Genomic DNA, 20,634 nt, shown 5'->3' on the forward strand with positions numbered 1-20,634 from the left:
CGCCCTTTGATTCATTTGTAGTTATACGGAGCCAGCACTTAAAATGGGAAAAGTAGTTGGAATTGACTTAGGAACAACTAACTCCTGCGTAGCAGTAATGGAAGGTGGTAAACCCACAGTAATTGCTAACGCAGAAGGTTTTCGGACTACGCCTTCAGTAGTTGCGTTTGCGAAAAATGGCGATCGCTTGGTTGGTCAAATCGCTAAACGCCAAGCGGTAATGAACCCCGAAAACACCTTCTATTCTGTCAAGCGCTTCATTGGTCGCCGCTACGACGAAGTTACCACCGAAGCTACCGAAGTTTCTTATAAAGTCCTCAGCAGTGGCGGTAACGTTAAATTAGACTCTCCTGGCGCTGGTAAGCAATTTGCACCAGAAGAAATTTCTGCTCAAGTTCTCCGCAAACTGGTAGAAGACGCTAGTAAATATTTGGGTGAAACCGTTACCCAAGCAGTGATCACTGTTCCCGCTTATTTTAACGACTCCCAACGTCAAGCCACCAAAGACGCTGGTAAAATCGCCGGGATTGAAGTGTTGCGGATTATTAACGAACCTACCGCCGCTTCCCTCGCCTACGGTTTTGATAAAAAGAGCAATGAAACCATTCTCGTCTTTGACTTGGGTGGTGGTACATTCGACGTATCCGTTCTGGAAGTAGGGGATGGCGTATTTGAAGTATTAGCGACATCTGGTGATACCCACCTGGGTGGTGACGACTTTGATAAAAAAATTGTTGACTTCTTAGCAGAACAATTCAAGAAAGACGAAGGAATTGACCTGCGAAAAGATAGACAAGCGCTGCAACGTTTAACAGAAGCCGCAGAAAAAGCCAAAATTGAACTTTCTAGCGTCACCCAAGCGGAAATCAACCTGCCATTTATTACCGCTACCCAGGATGGCCCCAAGCACCTGGATATGACCTTAACCCGCGCTAAGTTTGAAGAACTCTGCTCCGACTTAATCGACCGTTGTCGCATTCCTGTAGAAAATGCTCTCAGAGACGCGAAATTAACCAAGAACGACATTGATGAAGTAGTTCTTGTGGGTGGTTCTATTCGGATTCCCGCCGTTCAAGATTTAGTCAAACGGGTATTGGGTAAAGACCCCAACCAAAGCGTTAACCCTGATGAAGTAGTAGCAGTTGGTGCAGCCATTCAAGCAGGTGTACTGGCTGGTGATGTAACAGGCATCTTGTTGTTAGACGTAACACCTCTATCCTTGGGTGTAGAAACCTTGGGTGGAGTGATGACCAAGATTATTCCTCGCAACACCACCATTCCTACCAAGAAATCTGAAGTCTTCTCCACAGCGGTTGATGGTCAAACCAACGTAGAAATTCATGTCCTCCAAGGGGAACGGGAATTTGCTAACGATAACAAGAGTTTGGGAACCTTCCGTTTAGATGGTATTCCTCCTGCACCTCGTGGCGTTCCCCAAATCGAAGTTACCTTTGACATTGACGCTAACGGTATCCTTAACGTCACTGCGAAAGATAAAGGTACTGGTAAGGAACAGTCCATCAGCATTACCGGCGCTTCCACCTTGGATAAAAACGATGTTGACCGGATGGTGCGGGAAGCTGAACAAAACGCCAATAGTGACAAAGAACGGCGTGAAAAGATTGAACGCAAGAACCAAGCCGACTCCTTGGCTTACCAAGCAGAAAAACAACTGCAAGAATTGGGTGACAAAGTACCCGCAGCTGACAAAACCAAAGTAGAAGGTTTAATCCAAGACCTGCGGGATGCTGTCGCTAAGGATGACGATGAGCAAATCAAGAAGTTAACACCAGAATTGCAACAAGCCTTGTTTGCTGTAGGTAGCAACATCTATCAACAGGCCGGTGGTGCGGCTCCTGGTGCGGAAGCTCCTGGTGGTGGTTCTACTCCTCCTGGTAGTGGTGATGATGTAATTGATGCTGACTTCACCGAAAGCAAGTAATTTTTCAAGTGATATGGGGAATTAAAATTTCCCTTGTTATGTTTCTAGGGGTTGGGCATCTTGCTCAACCCCTATTATTTTTCGGCTCTACTTGAATTCTCAGAGGGTGTCTGAATGGTAACTAAGGTGTACCAACTTAAAATGAACTAGAATAGCCAATGATAATTAATTAACCACAGATAATGTCGTCAATTGTATAGCCATGTGTAGCCTCATATAAAAGTAGTATTAAAAAATATTTATACAATCAGGTTTTTAAGTAGAATAATATTTACGCTAAAAGAGGAGTATTTTCCCAGATAGATACATTAACAAAGTAAACTTAACATTATTAATGTAATTCCTTACCTTCGGAATAGCAGTAACTATATTTACATAACAATGAAATATGATTTATGTTCACGTTAGTAGTTTAGTCCAAGCTTACAAATTTTAGGAACCCTTCAAATGAACCAGGTCTTTGACCAACTTCAAATCAATGGATATCGCGGTTTTAAGTCAGTAGAATTGTCCCAATTAGGACAGATAAATATTTTTGTTGGCGATAATAACTCAGGAAAAACTAGTCTTCTTGAAGCTATTTCAATTTTATGTAACCCACTAGATCCATTTCAGTGGCTTGAAGTTTCACAAAGAAGGGTATATCTTGGTAGGTCATTACTCACTCTTAGACCGGATATTGACGCAGTAAAATGGATTTTTCCGCAAAATATAAATTTTTTAAATCATGAAGATAACCAAGAAGAAATTGTTATCACAGCCAGCGGCAATACTTCTATAACTGGTCTCAAAGCACAAATAGAAGAAATCTATGGTAGTGGGGCGGAAAGACCTAATAGTGAACAAATCAATGAAGATATTTCTACTTCCGAATCTAGTTCTGTACGCTCAGGCGTTGAATTAGAAGTCGTAGCTTATCCAAGTTCAGGGCAACAGGATTTATTCATTCATAAAATAGAACAACAAGAAATATTCCAGCTATGGGAAAATGAGCGGTTTATTTGGCGTAAAAGAAATAAGCCCTTTGTGAATAATGCAACTGTGTCTCCTTCATATTCTTCATCACAACCTATTGTGGATCGATTAACGCAAATAATTTTGAAAGAGGAAGGTGGAAAACAAGAAGTATTAGAGATAATCCAATGGTTTGATCATAATATTACAGATATTCAAATATTATCTACGCCTACGGCAAAAGCAAGTCTTTATATAGAACATCAAAAATTAGGTTTTGCACCTTTATATACATTTGGTGATGGGCTTAAACGAACTTTAGTTATCGCTCTCACTCTTTTTTCTAGTAAAAATGGGGTATTGTTAATTGATGAAATTGAAACATCTATTCATGTTTCAGCCCTCAGTAGAGTATTTTCATGGCTTGTTGAAGCTTGTCATAGAAGAAATGTGCAACTTTTTGCAACAACTCATAGCCTAGAAGCAGTTGATGCCATGTTAAAAACAGATATTAGTATAGATAATCTTGTTGCTTTTAGATTAAACCCACAAGGAAAGCCGCCCCAAAGATTTGCTGGTAATCTTTTACATAGACTACGTTCAGAGCGTGGGCTGGATATTAGAGGTAGTCATGGTTAGGTATTGCTATATAGTGGCAGAAGGCCCACAAGATATTGAATTTTTGATTCGGTTACTCAAACTTCATGGCTTGCGTAAAGTAACAAAATTATCGGTACTCGATTCATTTTGGCAACCACTGGTACCAAAAACATTTCCTGTAGATGACGATTTGATGAAACGTGTACCTGTTCCTACATTCTTAGAGAACAATGAATTATCGATTGCCTTACACAGTGCTACCGGAATTACACGGTTAGCAAAGACCGTAGAAGAGAGCCTAGCATTAATTCCACTTTCTGATATTTTTGGCATAGGGTTTGTTTTAGATGCTGATAGTAATGAAGAACCTTTTGATAGATTTGAAGCATTGATTAAGGAAATCCGACCTATTGGATTACCTTTACCTTCTAAAGCAGGTGAAGTTACAAATACATCTCTACGATGTGGCATATTTATTATGCCTAACAATGTTGTTGCAGGAACTTTAGAAGATATTCTCCTTGAATGCGCTCAGTTAAACTATCCAAATTTATTGGAATTAGCTAAAAATTATGTTTCTAGTATTGATAAAAATCAATTAACCAATAATGATTTACGTGAATTAAAGAAGCCAGCAGGTGAAAATAAAGCAATTATATCCAGCATCAGTAGTATACTAAGACCTGGGAGAGCTTTACAAGTTTCAATAGATGATAATCGGTGGCTTGAGGAAAAAACACTTAGTTTAGAAAGTATAAATAGTATAAAAATATTTCTGGATAAAATTACAGGAATAGCATAACTAATCGAAATATCTGATTGCACCAATTTCTGTCGAAAAGTACATTCTTGAAGCTCTATCGTTTACTAGATGGTAGAGAATTAGTATCAGCTAATTTACTTTTATAGTGCAAAAGAGAGCGGGTAAAATGCCCACCCCCTATATTTAACGTTTATATTAGGATGCTCTATCCAAAACTTTCACATCATGTACATTAGAGAATTTTGCGACCAGTTAATACTTCTCGCACTTCTAACATAGCGGAATAGGTAGGGAGGATGTGTAGGGTTTCGTTAGCTGGTGTATGTTCTAGGGCAGTAGCGATCGCTTGGCGTAAATCTTCTTCTACAATCAAGTTAACTTTACTTTCGGCAGTTTTCTCGCTATAACGCAGACGTAGAGCCATATCATACACGCGATCGCCACTCACAACCAAAGTTCCACCCCGTTCTACTAATTTTTCTGTATCTACGTCCCAAATCCAAGATACATCTGTGCCATCGGGGGTGCGGTCATTCAATACCAATAGGGTTGTTTTATCGTTGCTTTGAGTAACTACGCGAATAGTTTCATTTGTCCCGACAGGATTTTTGGATAATAAAATTCGCACCCGCTTCCCATCCACAGATAACTCTTCTGCACGACCAAAAGCGGCTTGGAAGTTATCTATAGTATCCCTAATGGTGATTTCATCTACTCCCAGTTCCTTGGCAGCGGTGGCAGCCGCTAAGGTATTGTATTTGTTGTACAACCCTACGAGAATTTGCCCCCATTCCCTGCTTTCTAAGGTTGGTTTACTCTTACTAAAGCTGCAACTAGGACAAGTAAAGTCCCCTAAATGAGATAGGTAAACTCCTTGGTAATTGAGAGAAGCACCACAGCGGGGACAATAAATAGAATCAACCGCGTGAGGAATAGCTTCTAAATAATGTTCTGGTTCATTCAAACCGAAGAATAATACCCTTTGGTCTAACTGTTGACCCAGGTGTGATAAAGTCGGGTCATCGGCGTTGGGAATTACCACTGTTGTTTCTGGCAAAGTGGAAATTACCTTAGTCCAGCGTTTACTAATGGTGTCCACCTCCCCATAGCGGTCGAGTTGGTCACGGAACAAGTTTAAGCAGAGAATAATCCTGGGTTGCAGTGGTTTTAAAACCTTGGGAACAATATTTTCATCCACTTCTAAAATGGCGTAGTCCACATTCAGCGCACCCAAGATATTTGTGCTTTCTATCAATGCTGTTGCTAAACCATTTTCCAGATTTGCACCTGTGGAATTATGAGCAATGGAGTAACCCCTGCGTTCTAAGATGCTGCGTAACAACAAAGATGTGGTGGTTTTACCGTTAGTACCAGCGATGATGATAATGCCATTTTTCACCTGCTGACTCAATAATTGCAGAATTCGGGGTTCAATGCGCCGCGCTAGGGAACCTGGTAAGACACTAGCAGCACCGAGACGGAGCGATCGCACTAAAAATGTGATACTTTTGGCTATTGAGACTGCCAAAGCTAAACGAATTCTATCTATAAAATGTATCTTGTTACCCACGGTAGTTGTTAGTAATAGTCTTTAATGGTCAATTGAATCTTGCCAGTTTAGCTAATCCTTGTGCAAAAAACCAGAGCTATAGTAGGTGACAGTGCTAGAGCAATTTGAGATTGTGCCACTAAGGGTTATCTTAAAAAATGGTGCGAATCATACTTTGCAAGGTTCCTGTTGATGAATAGCATAAAGTGGCTTTTTTTACAGACTCGAAGAATGGCTAACTGGCAATGGTTAGTATCCAAATGCCTATTGCTGCTTATTTGCCTATTCATGTTAGGTACGCAGCCAGCGTTAGCAGGTATTAATGATGATACTTATGATGGCAATATGTTTGTGGTTTATGCTGGCAATGGTTCCCTAGTTCCTGCCAAAGAAACCTTAGCCCAAGCCTTAGCAGAACATAAACCAACGATGTTGGCTTACTATGTGGATGATAGCAGCGATTGCAAAAAGTATGCGATCGTCATTTCCCAAGTACAAGCATTTTATGGACGGGTGGCAGAGATTATTCCTGTCAATCTTGATACTGTCCCTGCCAAAAAAAGTTACGATCCCACAGAGCCAGGATACTACTATTCTGGTGGCGTACCTCAAGTAGTTGTTTTCAATCAATCAGGTAAAGTAGTCTTAAATCAAAAAGGTCAAGTTCCTTTTGAAACAATAGACGATACTTTTCGAGAAATATTTGATTTATTACCCCGCAGCGAATCTATAGAGTTAAAGCGACGCTCATTTAATGAGTTTAGCAGTGAGTTAGCTAAGTAGCTGCCAATGCAGGGAATAGTTGTTTCCCTGCTTCTTTATGATCAGGGTAGAACCATGAACAGTAGAAAAAATTTGATTTTGTTCGTTTCTATTCCCTATTGTTATAAATCAATGGCAAAAAGCTAAGTCTGAGTGATGTACTAAGGATGAACCAGTGTGTAAGTATTTGTTCACTATCTCGATAATCTGATCCTTGCAGATAGGCTTACTAATAAAGTCCGTAGCACCAAAAACCTTAGACCGCACATGATCAAACACACCACTACTACCTGTGAGAATCACAATGGGTGTATCGGCCAAAACAGAACTCTTCCTAATTTGAGAGCAAACTTCATAACCATTTACCACTGGCATTATCAAATCTAGGAAAATCAAATCTGGCTTAGTTTGAATCAAAAAGGGGATAGCTTGGATAGGATTAGTCAAACCAACAAATCTCATGCCTTGAGAGGTAATAATCCGTTCCAACATTTTACACACTTGTGGACTATCATCTAGACAAGCCAGCATGGGAATATTACCTTTGTTTTTGCTGGCTGTAGTGACAGTATGAGTTTTGGCTACTTTGGTAATTGGCAAAACAACATCTGATACTTCTATCAATTCAATAATGCCTTTTTGGATGTAGGGAAATAAAGAACGAGTGATTTGTAAAACCGTTTGCTTCAAATGTACAGCCAAATCCCATAAAGTATGTTTACCATTAATTAATTTCTCAAAGTTTTGGTAAACAACTGGACTGACCGTTTGTCGTAAAGTTTCTGGTTGACGGATAATTGGTGCTAATTGAGGAGAAATATTTGTTAATCCTGCTTCTGACCAAATATGCCAGGATTCTTGCATTTGTTGAAGTAAAACGCTGGCTTGTGGGGAAATGATGGGTGCATCAGCAATATCTTCAGGATAACGCTCAAAACTCATTACACCATAATTAATATTATGCGCTAGATCAAATAAAATTTCTGATGTGATATTTACGGCAATACTATTAATTGCCTCCTGTTTAATATTTTGACTTTTAGATAATTTTTTTAAGCAACAATAATCCCAATATTCTAAATTAGCATCACTACCATATAACTCTAATTTAGGCATTTGGGTTTGAGGACAAAACTGCTGAATATTTCTCTGCAATCTGCGATGGGGATGATGACCACCAGTTGCCCACACCAGTTGTCCAGTACGATAATAAAAATTCCAGGTTTTGCCTTGAGAGTTCTTCAAGGTGACCTTACCATTATATTTTTGTTGGCAACAACTATTAAATTGCTCAACAATTTTATTTAATTCTAAACTTTTGAGTTTTTTAATGTTGCTATTCATACAGCAAGATTTGGTAGATTTTTAGGTAAATTATGTGGTTGCTTCAGTGGGAATAACTATAAGTAATGGTTGCTAAATAATAATTTTGCTTAACTGAAGCTGAATTACCGCCAATCTAGACCACAATTGTGCAAAACTTGTGGAAAATATGCAAACTTATTCTACCCACTCATCATCAAGGGGAGTGGGAAGTAGAGATGACAGAATACAGAATAGAGCAATTTCACTACTAACCTAAATGTTAGTGGTGAGAAAACCAACTAATTCTTTGAAAAAGGACTGATTTTGAGTAACTTCGGAGGCAACGCTGGCTAATTCTGTACCGATTAAGGTTGTGCTACGAAGAGATTCTGAAGATACGACTTCTAAAAAGCTAGGCACTTCTGTTAATAAACCTATAACCATTAATCGCAAAGCTACTTGCTGGACTTGTTGCTCGTTCAAGTTGAGCCTTTGGGCAATTTCGCGAATAGCAATAGGTTCTTGGGTCAATTCCCAAACTTGATATTCTAGTTGATTTAGGCGCAATTCTGTTTGACTGAAATTTTTATTCACTAAACCAGAAGAAAGTTTAGGTAACTTATGCTTGATCATTTTACCATTTTTTAACATTCTCAAGGCAGCTAGCATCACTTCCTTGGTAGAAGCAGAGATACCTGTCATTTCTAAGTTGGGTACAGGTATTTTCTGCTCAAATTGAAACATTCCTTCTGGAAGTTCAAACAGTGTAGCTACTAGCTTTAAAACTTGATTGCCAAATAACTGTTTTAATTCTTCAACTCCCAATAAGCCTTGACTCTTGAGACATAAACCTGCGGGTTGGTTCATGGCACAAACTTCTGTGATTCTAGTAGCTGCACGGGCGGTGATCCAACCTCGTTGTTGAATCATCGACAGTAATCCTTGACCGTCGGTTCTATTACCAGCAGCAACGATATTTCCGGTTTGAAACCAAATATAAAATTTTTCCTCTTGATTTGATTCGGTTTGAATTGTTAATCTTCCAGTTTTATGTCCCAGGTCTAGCATTTGAAAGATTTCTGGGAGAGATAACTCCGATAGATATCCTGCAATAGCCATAGTGTGTGTTGGTGAGGAGAAGCATATTGAACTTGATTGCTTAACATTGTAGAACTGACAATGTGGAGAACTTGTGCAATCAAATAAAAAATTTCCAGGACTAGCAAAAAGCCAGTCCTTATGTCAATTACACTTACTAGGAATTGCGGATTCAGTGTTTTCTAGGTTGTATACTCTGCGTTAATTTTCACGTAATCATAGCTTAAATCGCAACCCCAGGCTTTGCCTGTGCCAGAACCATTACCAACTTTGACAGAAATTAAGACTGTATCTTCCTTCAGGTATGCACCAGCGGCAGCTTGTTTGAGATAAGCACTGGCCCCTGGACGGTCAAAGGGTATGGGTTGACCATGTTCAAATAGTAAGAAATTGCCTAATTTGATTTGCAAATTATCTTGCTCAAAGGGTACACCAGCACGGCCAGCAGCGGCAGCGATGCGTCCCCAGTTGGGGTCACGACCGAAGATGGCAGATTTGACCAGGGATGAGCCGACAATGGTTTTAGCGATTTGTTGTGCTGCTTGTTCATTGACTGCACCAGTGACTTGTACTTCCATTAAACAGGTTGCACCTTCTCCGTCACGAGCGATCGCTTTAGCTAAATGTTGACATACTGCGGTTAACATTGCCTCTAATTTTTCTGCTTCTGCACCCATCTCAGTAATGGCAGGGGTGCGAGATTGACCGTTAGCTAAGGCAATTAAACTATCGTTGGTGCTAGTATCACCGTCAACGGTGATGGAATTAAAGCTTCTATCGGCAGCCCTAGCTAACATTTGTTGCCATAAACTAGGAGAAACTGCGGCATCACAGGTAATAAATGCCAACATAGTCGCCATATTGGGGTGAATCATCCCCGACCCTTTGGCAATACCACCAATTCGTACAGGTTTCTGCCGTTGACCACCGACAGCATCGCCTAAAGTAGTTTCTAGGGCGATGGATTTAGTGACTAAATCTGTGGTGATAATTGCCCCTGCGGCTGCATCGGAACCAGTTTCCGATAGTGCAGTGACCAGTTGGGGAATGCCACTCCGCAAAGCATCCATTTTAATTCTTTGACCAATGACACCAGTGGAAGCGAGCAAAATGGAATTAGGGTCAATGCCTAATTCTTTTCCTAACAAAACCGCACTTTCTAGAGCGTCTTTCACCCCTTGCTCACCGGTAGCGGCGTTTGCTTGTCCAGCATTACACAGTATAGCTCTGGCACTTTGTTTTTCTTGCAAACGTTGACGACAATAGTCTACACAAGCAGCTTTGACATGGCTGGTAGTAAACACACCGGCAGCGATCGCATCCACATCTGATACGATTAAAGCCAAATCTGGCAATCCTGAAGGTTTTAATCCTGCGGTGATTCCTGCTGCTTTATATCCTCTTGGTGCTGTTATACCACCAGTAATTTCCTGCCAGTCCGTCATAATTATTCCTGATAACTAAATATGGATTTGTGTAGATTTGATTTGTACATTTATCTGACTTTGACCAAATGGTGGCCAGGTCAGCTAACCAGATTTATCAAGGATACGCTGAAAACGGTGGAATTAAAACCTAAAACAGGGTATGAAATTGGAGGTGAAAATATCTCCATTTCTCATCTGTTCCTCTTCTATAGTAAATATCCCACCCAGGACGACAAACCCTGTTGAGAACCGTACCAATTACCTGGACTTTTGGGAGAATGTTTTACTCCCTCCACCACAATATTTTCTGCACCAGTTAAATGAGCCGCTGTAATTGGTGTAATACCATCACCCCAAGTGTTACCTTGACCGCAAGTTAATTTGTAGCTGCTGTAAGCTAACCAACTACCACGTTTCCTTTCTCCATAGATAGATTTACCTGCCACACACACATAACGCACAGTGGGATAAAACGCACCAGGATAGTTATGGTTGACAAAATCTAAATTCCAGCGTGTCCAACGTTCTTGACTAATGTGAGGTGTCCCCAAGGTCACCAAAGTAGCTACTAAAGGATGAGCTTGCCACACCCATCCTTGCGCTTCACCTCTCCCCACATAGAGTTTTTCTCCTAGATATATGCGAGAAATCCAACCTCCAGCAGAATGACCAATCAAATTAATTTGCGATACCTTAGATTCTTGTAATATTTGTTTGACGGTATGATCTAGTTTCTGAATAATCGGTGCCACAGAACGTCCACCAACCAAGGTTAACCAGTCGCGACGACGCAAAGGCACTGTGACTGCGGGAAAACCTAACCCTTGCAGAGATTCCACTAATGGTTGATAAGCTAAGGCACTTTCTAAATAACCCGGTAAAATTACAGTTGGTAGAGCCATGAACACAAATTTACCCCATAGGGGCTACACAAAATTCCGTTGACAGTCACACGTAAGTATGTGGATGGAAACATCCACATCATAACAATGGTGATCGTCAACCCTCTTGAGAAAATCAAACTTTGAAGTATAATCAAAGGCTGTTGAAACCTGAAAAACTTAAGATAAGCTTAATCTTCCTGTTTTCACTGTCAAAATAGGAATTGATGATTTAATTGTTAGATACTGCATCTCTCTCTAAGATGGCAATATAGTCTAAATAGTCTAAAAGATTAAATTTCTAGTCAACTGCAACTGAGCCGAGTGAACGATTAAAGCCATGTCTTACGTCTCCCTGCTGAAAAATATACCAGAAATCGTCAGCCAGCCAACTGGGATAGCAGCCATAGCATCTCTTGGCCTCCACGGTGCTATTGCGTTGATGGTGCCATTAATGCCTGTTGACTCTAGCAAATCTCAAAATCCAAATTCATCGGAAACAGTGGGGTTGATGGAATTAAGTCCATCTGACCAAAGTCGTTTGCCACAAACACCAATAACTTCTCAAGTTCCAATTCCCCAACCCCAATTACCTCTACAACAACAACTTCCTCCTGCTAACCTTGGTAACCCCTCCACGGTTTTGCCTCCTATAGATCCTGCTTTATCTGGACAAGGAGCATTACCAAGTGTTCCTAGATCCGCTGCCAATTACACCCTATCTTCTTTACCTCAAAGACAGTATTTACAAAGGTTTAGCAGAAATAATTTCCAAGCTGATATTTCTGATTTACAACTTAAGAGTACATTTTCTCCTAGCACTTCTTCCCTTGTTGCTCCCGAATCTCCAACTATCAGAGAAACTCAACCTCTTGATATCAACAGACTACCCCAAGTTCAGACAAATAATAATATTCCAATAGAGCCACTGAAAAATCCCTCTCCTGAACCCATTGATATTGGTAGCACTACAACACCACAAAATGTGTCCCAGTTACCAACAGTTCCTGGAGGAGAAAATAACGTTAGAATTGCTCAGAATAATAATTCCTCTGTCACTGCATATGCACAACCTACCGCAGTGCCAGGTTCTTCAACTACACCAACACCTGATTTACCAACTTCTCCACAAAATACTACTCAACCATCAGCTGAATCAACAAAAAAAGAAACTATCATCGCTCGCTTAAATTCCTATAACAACCTCAGACGGCAAATTCAGCAAGAATATCCCAAAGCTTCGGAAAAAGCTGTGATTCGGGAAACTATTGCTACAGAAAAGCCAGGACAGGAAGGCCTGGTATTGGGTCGCTTAGTAGTAGATGGTGATGGCAAGGTTTTAGATATTAAATTCCAAGAAGATTCAGTATCTCCAGAATTAAAGTTAAAAGCACGGCAGTTTTTCAGTGCTAACCCACCCAAAGGAGATAAGCAAACTACTAGTTCCTATCCCTTCCAACTGCGCTTCCAAAATAACCGCACTATTACCCCGTCTACACCTGCAACTCCAGAAAAGGAATCTCCAGCACAACCAGAAACTAATAACCAACCAGAAAGTTCTACTACGACGACTCTCAAACCAGCATCTAATTCTCCAGAAAATACTCAGAAAACTGAGATAGATGCTGATTCCTCGGAGAAACTAATTCTGAAGTTACGTTCCATTAAACAAGAACGAGAAAATTCTACTAATTCTACTATCCTGAAGTAATCAGGTTTCTGGAGAATGGGTTTGATTTGCTGTTGTAGAGGCGTTTTGATGTAACGTCTCTATAGAATTGCTATGGGTATGATTCTCTAAATACCTATGGGAATATGTTATTTATTGTAAATCCGAGAAAATACTCATTTTATTTTGACAATGCTCGGATAAACTGAGATAGATACTGTATTTATGTCCCAAATAGCTATAAGATTTTTCCTTTCATTCAGGAAAACCATAATGGGAAACTGGTTGATAATTAAGGAAAAAACCCCCCTAGTGTTGCGCTGGGGGATTAGGCTTGCGATAACCAGAAAGCTTAGTTAATATCCTATACCCTCCTTTTCATCTGGGGATGTAGTGTAAAACTCTTAAAGGTAGGGAACCTGAGAGGCATATACTCATGGAGGGTGAGAGGGTATTGTCAGTGAAAGTGAAACCACATAGATGAGGGAAGATTGCTAACGTGGCTGGCTAGGCGGGATGGTATTTTTAGTCAAACTTGGGCAACATTGGAATTAGAAAAGCTACGTTTGAGCATGAATACAGCTAAAATTATGCCCAGAATTGCCAATGCGGTGGTGGGATAAAAGAAAACGGTGTAGCTGCCGAATATATCTCTAATTCTGCCAGCTAGCAAAGTTCCACCTAAAGCACCTGCACCATAAGCAGTGAAGACGATACCATAGTTTTTGGCGTAGTCTGCGGATGAAAACAGGATTAAGGTGGTGGTGGGAGCGATCGCTAACCATCCGCCAAAAGAAAAGTAAAATAGAGAAAATGCTACTAAATAAGTCGCTACAGTACCCTCACCAGATTTGAGCATCATTAGAGAAGCAATTAAAAACAAAACAAAAGAGATAATTGCTCCCGACTTAGGACTAAAGCGGTCAGTAAACCAACCAAAGAATAAACGTCCTAAAGCATTGAAGACTGCAAATATGGAAACTGTGTTTGCGGCTGTGGCTGCATCCAGTTTAATAATTTCTTGGGCTAAGGGACTAGAAATACCAATTGCAGCTAATCCAGAGAAGGTAGCGATGGTGTAGCATAACCACAGTCCGTAAAATGCTGGGGTCTGTAGTAGAGTTTCTAGAGAAGTAACAGATGTATTACTTTGGGAGGATGTGGCAGGATTCCAACCTGCTGGTTTCCAGTCCTCTGGTGGTGTTTTTAAAACAGTAGCGATCGCTAAAATAATAGCAGTAAAAGCTAAACCTAAAATTACAAAGGTCTGCCGCACTCCATAGCTGTCAATGAGAGATTTTGCTAAAGGTGCTGTAATTAAGGGTGAAAGACCAAAACCAATCACAGTTAATCCCACAGCAATACCTTTTTTATCAGGGAACCATTTAGCTACTACTGCTATGGGTACTCCATAAGCTATGCCTACACCTATACCTGCGATTACACCATAGGTAAGGGTCAGCATTTGTAAGTTGCTATTGAAACTGGACAGGATATATCCCAGTCCCATAATTACCCCACCTACAGCAGTGACTACACGAGTCCCGAAGCGGTTGATATAAAAGCCTGTAATGGGCATCAGCACGGCAAACAGCACCAATAACACAGTAAAAGGCAATAGGCTTTCTGTGGCATTAATATTCAGCAATTTTTCTAAGGGTTTTCTAAAAATACTCCATGAGTAAACAGTGCCAAGACAGAGTAAAACGGTTGCACTGAGGGGAATCAGCAACCATCTACCCTTTTCTGCCGACATACCAAAAAGTTGCATCTTTTGTAATTTGCTAATGGTCGATTATTTCGTCATCAGTATCTCATTGGAAAGACAAAGGTTATACTAAGATTCTTAACCAAATTGAACAATAACAAAAACTTGTATTCAAAAGTAATTTCAAAGCGATCGCTCCTTGTCTTGATCCGAGCGATCGCCTGATTTTAAAAGTATGATTTAGTTAGAAAACTCATTAATCACGAGCATCGTCAATCAAACAAGCAGGATACTTCTCCGGCTTGGCATTGGGACTATTGGCTAATAGGGTGGCAATGGGAGTATCTGTGGTGATATTGCCCTCTAGGTTTAACCACAGTTCACCCAATAGAGAATTAGAGCATTTGACTTCTACTTTGTCACCAGCAGTGGCACTAAAGGAAGATAAGGCTTGATCAATGTCTTGAATCGTCACCTGACGACCAATATTACTCGCTACCAAAGCCTGAACTGGTGATTTGTTCACAGCATCAAGTAGAGCGATCGCTTCAGCATAATACTCTTCTGGTGTACCTTGGTAACAAGTACCATGCTTAATCCACTCATGACGATGCAGATATGAGATGGTTCCTGGCATCACTGCTTGTAGTCTTTGCCAAGTTTGAGGTGACAGTTCTTTTTCTATGGCTGGTAGCTTTGACCAATCTTTTCCTGGCCCCCCATCTAAAGCGATATCCGCTTTGCTCACACCACAAAAAACATTGGATTTGGGTTGAGGCCAAAGACCATGTAAAACAAAGTTGCTAGCTTCTGGACGAGTTGGATTTTTGGCTAGATTCTCACATTCAGGTTTATCGGATTTACCCTCGCAAAACGCTGGTTGCCAACTCAAAGCTAGTAAGTAGTCTTTTCCTGTAGTTACGGGAATGATAGGTGCTTTGCTAACAGATGTTGTGGTGTCAGTAGCAGCAGTATTGAAGCAACTAGTAGCCACCCAACGTTGAGATGGTACGGCACCAGCAACTTCTAAAAGATAGTGAGAGGGTGCTGTTTCGCTGTTTTGACCAACAATTGCATAGGTCTGTCCCTTAGTTAATCTGACATTATCAGGGTTGGTACCTTTTTTAATTGAGACTACTGCTTCGCAATTATCTGCGGCAATATATTGGCCATCTGAAGACACAACTGCTAAAGCATGGTGGGGAAAAACTATGGCAAATAATAGCAATATGCTTGCCATAGCAATGATTTTTTTGATTGATTTCAGCATGGAATGCTCCTGAAATTTTTACTTAAACCTGTTTTTAAGCAATTTGGTGCTTATTATTTTTGTCAAGTAATGTAACAAAGAGTCCCTACGTATTTCATGCTCGATTATAAAACGATGCTTCCGTACTATAGGGGTAATAATATTTAAATAAATCTAAAAATATTACTTATTTACCTCTGATTTGCTTCTTGACAAAATGGCTAAATAATGTATACAAGTCATGGACAAAATAAATTTTTGATTGTTTAATTGCTTTGCCCCAAAATCTTCATTTTGTCAACTAAATCGATAATTTCATCAAAACAGAAGCGACGGACTAAATCTTCGATGCCATTTGCTAATTGTTCTTGGGTGGGAGGAATTTGATTGATTAATTGCAAAATGTAATCTGCATCAACTTCGATAGCTGCTTGATGGAGTTGTGCGACCCATTGCACAGGCATTAATGTTAAATAATTGGATATTTCTGCTATTTGTAAATGCCCGTTTTGTGACCTCTGATTTTTGGTTTCATCATCATTAATATCAGTGTAAATATATTCTACTCCTAAATGGGTAGCTATAGTATCAAATATAACTTGCTCGCGGAAAGGCTTACGAACTAAATCATCACAACCGGCAGCTAAAATACTTGCTCTTTGTTCTTCAAAGGCGCTGGCAGTCAAAGCCACAATTACAGTATCTGTATGATGGGGGTCTTGCTGACGCTGCATCTGTTCTCTAGCGCGAATTTCCTGTGTGGCTGTGTAACCATCCATGATGGGCATTCGCATATCCATAAAGATTAAATGGGGTTGCCAGGTCTGCCAGAGTGCGATCGCTTCTTTTCCGTTAGTGGCTTTAGTTACTTCAAAACCTACTTGAGTCAGCAGTTCTACGATAATATCACGATTTTCTTGGGAGTCATCGACAATTAAGATTTTGTAATGTGGTTGTGTATGGGATAAAGACAGAACTCGTCTGTGAGTTAATTGTGTTTTCTGCACAAAATTTTCAGCCACAGTTACCTGCACATGAAACCGAAAAGTCGAACCTCGACCTAAAGTGCTATGACAGTGAATATCACCTCCCATTAATTTCACAAATTGACGACTAATTGCTAAACCTAATCCTGTGCCTTCAACTACTTGGCTAGTGTTGCTAGTTTGAATAAAAGGTTGAAATAAATTTTCTAATTCATGGGCAGCAATTCCCCTACCTGTATCCTCAATTTCAAAGTGGAGAATGCAATGATAATTTTGTCCTCTTGCTTGTCTGCCTATCTCTGCCTTTGCGCGTAAATTTACTTTGCCAACAGATGTAAATTTAATGGCATTACCCAACAAATTAATTAACACCTGACGCAGTTTCCCTTCATCAGTATGAATATATTGAGGAATATTAGGAGCAATTTCAAATATGAGCGTTAAATCTTTGGCTTTAGCCTTCACATCTACCATATCTTTGAGGGTTTGTAGTAGCTGATGAAGGTCAAAGCTACTGGAATTTAAAATGATGCGTCCTGCTTCAATTTTGGACATTTCTAAAACATCATTAATTAAATTCAATAAATGTTCACCACTGCGGTTAATTGTGGCTAAAGATTGACGTTGTTTAGTCGTCAAAGATATATCTCTTTCCAACAATTGAGCAAAACCAAGAATTGCATTTAAAGGTGTCCGCAGTTCATGACTCATATTTGCTAAAAAGCTACTTTTAGCACGACTGGCAGCTTCAGCATCTTCTTTTGCCAATCTTAATGCTTGTTCCGCTTGATGTCGCACCCAACCCATGGCAATAATTTCACCAACTAATTGCAGTTGATTAATATCTTCTTGACTCCAAATTTTATAATCATGGACAACATGGGCAAATATCACTCCTACCAATTGTCCAGAATGAATCATCGGTACAGCGAGAAAAGATTTAATGGAACTAGCAGTAAAAATTTTCTTTTCTCTAGAGTTGAAACTATTTTCTGTGTTCAGAGATGATTGAATTGTTTGTCCCTGAAATAATTTTTGATGAAGAATAGGCAATAGTTGCACAGAAATATGTTTGCTAATAGGTGCTAGGGGCTGAATACCTGGTGCATCCCATTCGGAGACGAGATAAAATTCCTTGTTCTGTTCAGAATATTTATAAATACAACTGCGTTCAGCGGCAATTAAATTAGCAATTACTGGCAGAGTAAAATTAATTGCTGTATCAATATCCTGGTTGAGAAAATGTCTAGAGATATTACTAATGATGCTTTCTGCTTGGGCACGTCGCTTGAGAGCTTGTTCTGCTAATTTTCGTTCTAATTCGGCACCAGCACGGGCAGCAAAAATTTTAAAAATTTTTTCTCGAAAAGGGTCACTAACCATTTTTTTAGAATCAATTACAGCCAATTGTCCCAAAATTTGACCAGATGTATTGATGAGGGGAACTCCTAGATAACTTTCTGCATTAATAGCTTGTAAATAAGGATTATTCGGAAATACTTGTTGGACTTCTTGGGGATAATAGGAGATTTCATGGGGTGATTCTATTTGACAGGGTGTATTTAAAATCGAGCATTCAAAGTTTTCAATTAGTCCTTTACCATCCCATACAGCTAAAGTGCGAAATTTCGTTTTATCTTGGTCTGCATAGGTAGCAATAAAAGCATAACTAACTTGGAGAATTTCAGCTAAGTAACGTACACAGGAACTGAAAAATTCATCACCTGTGGTAGCAGCAGTACCTTCAACAATTAAACCTAAAGCTTGGTCTTGACGTTTGCGTTCTCGACGAGCATTTTGTTGTTCAGTAATATCAGCTATAACGGAATCTAAGCATCTATCTTCTGGGTTCCAGCGAATAGATGACAAGACCCAAATTATCGACCCATCTGTGCGTCTTAAGGGTATTTCGCAGTTGCTTACTTCTCCTTGAGCGACTATCTCTGCTAATATCCTATTTCTATCTGCTACATTCAGATAAAATTCTGGGGTATAGTGTTTGGCAATTAATTCTGCGGGACTAGACAAACCAAGGATATCAGCACAACGTTGATTTGCATCAATAATTAATCCGTCTTCTAAGCGACTCCGAAAAATTCCTACTTGTGAGTTTTCAAAGATATTTCGATATTTTTGTTCACTTAAACGTTGAGCTTCTTCTGCCTTTTTCCTTTCTCGCAATGCTGCTTGTTGTTCTGTGATATCAACTATCATGAATTCTAAGCAAGATTCTTCATGATTAGCACGAGCAGACATTAAACCACAAGCAATACTACCATCTCGACGACGCAGTTGAATTTCAAAGTTACGGATTTCTCCATGTTGTTCAATTTGACTTAATAAAAAAGCGCGATCGCCTGGATTAACATGGAATTCCCCTGCGTAACGCTTGCCCACTAAGTCATCTACATTATCATAACCAATAATGTCTGCACAAGGTTGATTAATTTCTAAAAATAACCCATCTTCTAAGCGGGATCTACCAATTCCCACTAAGGAATTCTCGAAAATATGCCGATATTTAATTTCACTTTGACGCAGTGCTTCTTCAGCCCTTTTTCTAGCGGTAGCATCGCGAAATGTCCAAACTCGGCCAATGATTTTATCCCCTAATTTTTGGGGACTGGAATAACGCTCAAACACTTTACCATTTTTTAATTCTAATAAATCGTTAATATAAGCATCAGGTGTGGCATATAATTTTTTTATATTTTCCATGAATCCTTCTGCATCTTTTGTTTGAGCAGCAATATAACCCAACCTTTGACTTAATTCTGGTTCGGCTAAAACTTCTGGGGTAATTGACCACATTTCGATAAATTTGTGATTATAGCTGAGGATATTTCCATGTTGGTCAATGGCTAAAATCCCATCTTGAATTGATTCAAAAGTTGCCCGCAATAGAGATAAAGAAGATTCTAATTTATGTTGGGCTTGCTTCTGGGCTGTAATGTTTGTACCGATGGATAAAATTTCTCTTAAATTACCTTGTTCGTCGAAAACAGGTTTATTAGCCCAAGCAATCCATACTCTTTGGCCATTTTTCCATATATTTTCATTTTCATTGAATAAATAATTGTCGGGATATTGACAAATATCTCTCATTAATTGTTGTAAATCCCTTCCAGAACTTTCTGTTTGCGGGACAATTGTGCCAACAACATTACAGCCAATAATTTCTTCTAACTCAAATCCAAATAACCTTTGACCATAGTCATTTAAGTATTTAATTGTTCCCTGTTGATCCCAACGTAAGATAATACAATTAGCTGTTTGTACTAAATCATGATATTGAATTTCACTCGCTTTGAGTGCTGCTTGGGTAAGTTTAGACTCTGTAATATCACGAAAAATTAGTACCGCAGATTCATCATCCTTGTTACCAACCAATTCACCAGAAATTTGCAAGACTCGCACTTGATGATGTTGATGGAACTCATAGTCTGTGGTTTCATAAGTACCCCTATACATGCGTATATTAGGATATGCTGTTACATCTAATGGTTTTCCCAAACGCCAAAGCGGTATTAAATTATGGAGGGGTGAACCAAAAATTTGTTGTGGTGAGTGATTAACTAGGGCTTCAAAGCTATGATTGCACCATTGCACCTGTTGGTCTGCATTTACCCATACTACAGGTTCAGCGATCGCATTTAACGCGAATTCCATTTTGCTGATTTTCCCCTGCAATTGCTCAATCTTTTCTAGCTGCTGACTACTCCTCATTTGCACCCACCGGAA

The 20,634-nt window shown here is 39.7% G+C and carries 13 protein-coding genes; 5 read left to right on the forward strand and 8 right to left on the reverse strand.

Annotation, left to right across the window (positions count from 1 at the left end; translation table 11 throughout):
* The first annotated feature begins 43 nt into the window (after positions 1 to 43).
* The 3 genes from dnaK (at position 44) to H6G73_RS01395 (ending at position 4,298) form a co-directional block, all read left to right on the forward strand.
* Positions 44 to 1,942 carry a molecular chaperone DnaK gene (gene dnaK / locus H6G73_RS01385; protein WP_190601143.1) on the forward strand — a complete coding sequence of 633 codons (1,899 nt, stop codon included), beginning with the start codon at positions 44 to 46 and terminating at the stop codon, positions 1,940 to 1,942.
* A 447-nt stretch (positions 1,943 to 2,389) separates the two neighbouring features.
* Positions 2,390 to 3,535 carry an AAA family ATPase gene (locus H6G73_RS01390; protein ID WP_190601144.1) on the forward strand — a complete coding sequence of 382 codons (1,146 nt, stop codon included), beginning with the start codon at positions 2,390 to 2,392 and terminating at the stop codon, positions 3,533 to 3,535.
* A gap of 13 nt (positions 3,536 to 3,548) precedes the next feature.
* Positions 3,549 to 4,298 (forward strand): DUF3226 domain-containing protein, encoded by a 750-nt coding sequence (locus H6G73_RS01395; RefSeq protein WP_199317555.1) that lies wholly within the window; start codon positions 3,549 to 3,551, stop codon positions 4,296 to 4,298.
* A gap of 193 nt (positions 4,299 to 4,491) precedes the next feature.
* Here the strand turns inward: H6G73_RS01395 and H6G73_RS01400 are convergent, their stop codons facing one another.
* Positions 4,492 to 5,829, reverse strand: coding sequence for a Mur ligase family protein (locus H6G73_RS01400; RefSeq protein ID WP_190601146.1), 1,338 nt, complete (start codon positions 5,827 to 5,829; stop codon positions 4,492 to 4,494).
* Positions 5,830 to 6,000: 171 nt separating this feature from the next.
* Here H6G73_RS01400 and H6G73_RS01405 point away from each other — a divergent pair, with 171 nt between their 5' ends.
* Positions 6,001 to 6,591: a thylakoid membrane photosystem I accumulation factor gene (locus H6G73_RS01405; RefSeq protein WP_190601147.1), complete on the forward strand. Its 591-nt coding sequence runs from the start codon at positions 6,001 to 6,003 to the stop codon at positions 6,589 to 6,591.
* A 108-nt stretch (positions 6,592 to 6,699) separates the two neighbouring features.
* Here H6G73_RS01405 and H6G73_RS01410 read toward each other — a convergent pair whose 3' ends face one another.
* From H6G73_RS01410 to H6G73_RS01425, 4 genes are all read right to left on the reverse strand, one after another.
* Entirely contained in the window at positions 6,700 to 7,914 is a 1,215-nt protein-coding gene (locus tag H6G73_RS01410) for a response regulator (protein WP_190601148.1), read from the reverse strand.
* A 234-nt stretch (positions 7,915 to 8,148) separates the two neighbouring features.
* Positions 8,149 to 8,994, reverse strand: coding sequence for a DUF4388 domain-containing protein (locus tag H6G73_RS01415; protein WP_190601149.1), 846 nt, complete (start codon positions 8,992 to 8,994; stop codon positions 8,149 to 8,151).
* Between the two features lie 161 nt (positions 8,995 to 9,155).
* Positions 9,156 to 10,418, reverse strand: a complete 1,263-nt coding sequence (argJ, locus tag H6G73_RS01420; protein WP_190601150.1) for a bifunctional ornithine acetyltransferase/N-acetylglutamate synthase — start codon at positions 10,416 to 10,418, stop codon at positions 9,156 to 9,158.
* Positions 10,419 to 10,606: 188 nt separating this feature from the next.
* Entirely contained in the window at positions 10,607 to 11,302 is a 696-nt protein-coding gene (locus H6G73_RS01425) for an esterase/lipase family protein (protein ID WP_190601151.1), read from the reverse strand.
* 319 nt (positions 11,303 to 11,621) lie between these two features.
* Here H6G73_RS01425 and H6G73_RS01430 point away from each other — a divergent pair, with 319 nt between their 5' ends.
* Complete coding sequence (locus H6G73_RS01430) at positions 11,622 to 12,992, forward strand: hypothetical protein (RefSeq protein ID WP_190601152.1); 1,371 nt, start codon at positions 11,622 to 11,624, stop codon at positions 12,990 to 12,992.
* A gap of 487 nt (positions 12,993 to 13,479) precedes the next feature.
* On the opposite strand, the gene H6G73_RS01435 is transcribed toward H6G73_RS01430, so the two are convergent.
* The 3 genes from H6G73_RS01435 to H6G73_RS01445 form a co-directional block, all read right to left on the reverse strand.
* Positions 13,480 to 14,706: an L-lactate MFS transporter gene (locus H6G73_RS01435; RefSeq protein WP_242034083.1), complete on the reverse strand. Its 1,227-nt coding sequence runs from the start codon at positions 14,704 to 14,706 to the stop codon at positions 13,480 to 13,482.
* A 208-nt stretch (positions 14,707 to 14,914) separates the two neighbouring features.
* Entirely contained in the window at positions 14,915 to 15,928 is a 1,014-nt protein-coding gene (locus H6G73_RS01440; RefSeq protein WP_190601154.1) for a ribonuclease T2 family protein, read from the reverse strand.
* A 245-nt stretch (positions 15,929 to 16,173) separates the two neighbouring features.
* Positions 16,174 to 20,619, reverse strand: a complete 4,446-nt coding sequence (locus tag H6G73_RS01445; RefSeq protein WP_190601155.1) for a PAS domain S-box protein — start codon at positions 20,617 to 20,619, stop codon at positions 16,174 to 16,176.
* Between the last annotated feature and the right edge of the window lie 15 nt (positions 20,620 to 20,634).

The organism is Richelia sinica FACHB-800 (assembly GCF_014698825.1).
In the GTDB taxonomy this organism is placed as follows: domain Bacteria; phylum Cyanobacteriota; class Cyanobacteriia; order Cyanobacteriales; family Nostocaceae; genus FACHB-800.

Coding starts and splice junctions, on each gene's coding strand:
- dnaK (WP_190601143.1), top strand. CDS start 44: ATGGGAAAAGTAGTTGGAATTGACTTAGGAACAACTAACTCCTGCGTA.
- H6G73_RS01390 (WP_190601144.1), top strand. CDS start 2,390: ATGAACCAGGTCTTTGACCAACTTCAAATCAATGGATATCGCGGTTTT.
- H6G73_RS01405 (WP_190601147.1), top strand. CDS start 6,001: ATGAATAGCATAAAGTGGCTTTTTTTACAGACTCGAAGAATGGCTAAC.
- H6G73_RS01410 (WP_190601148.1), bottom strand. CDS start 7,914: ATGAATAGCAACATTAAAAAACTCAAAAGTTTAGAATTAAATAAAATT.
- H6G73_RS01415 (WP_190601149.1), bottom strand. CDS start 8,994: ATGGCTATTGCAGGATATCTATCGGAGTTATCTCTCCCAGAAATCTTT.
- argJ (WP_190601150.1), bottom strand. CDS start 10,418: ATGACGGACTGGCAGGAAATTACTGGTGGTATAACAGCACCAAGAGGA.
- H6G73_RS01425 (WP_190601151.1), bottom strand. CDS start 11,302: ATGGCTCTACCAACTGTAATTTTACCGGGTTATTTAGAAAGTGCCTTA.
- H6G73_RS01430 (WP_190601152.1), top strand. CDS start 11,622: ATGTCTTACGTCTCCCTGCTGAAAAATATACCAGAAATCGTCAGCCAG.
- H6G73_RS01435 (WP_242034083.1), bottom strand. CDS start 14,706: ATGTCGGCAGAAAAGGGTAGATGGTTGCTGATTCCCCTCAGTGCAACC.
- H6G73_RS01440 (WP_190601154.1), bottom strand. CDS start 15,928: ATGCTGAAATCAATCAAAAAAATCATTGCTATGGCAAGCATATTGCTA.
- H6G73_RS01445 (WP_190601155.1), bottom strand. CDS start 20,619: ATGAGGAGTAGTCAGCAGCTAGAAAAGATTGAGCAATTGCAGGGGAAA.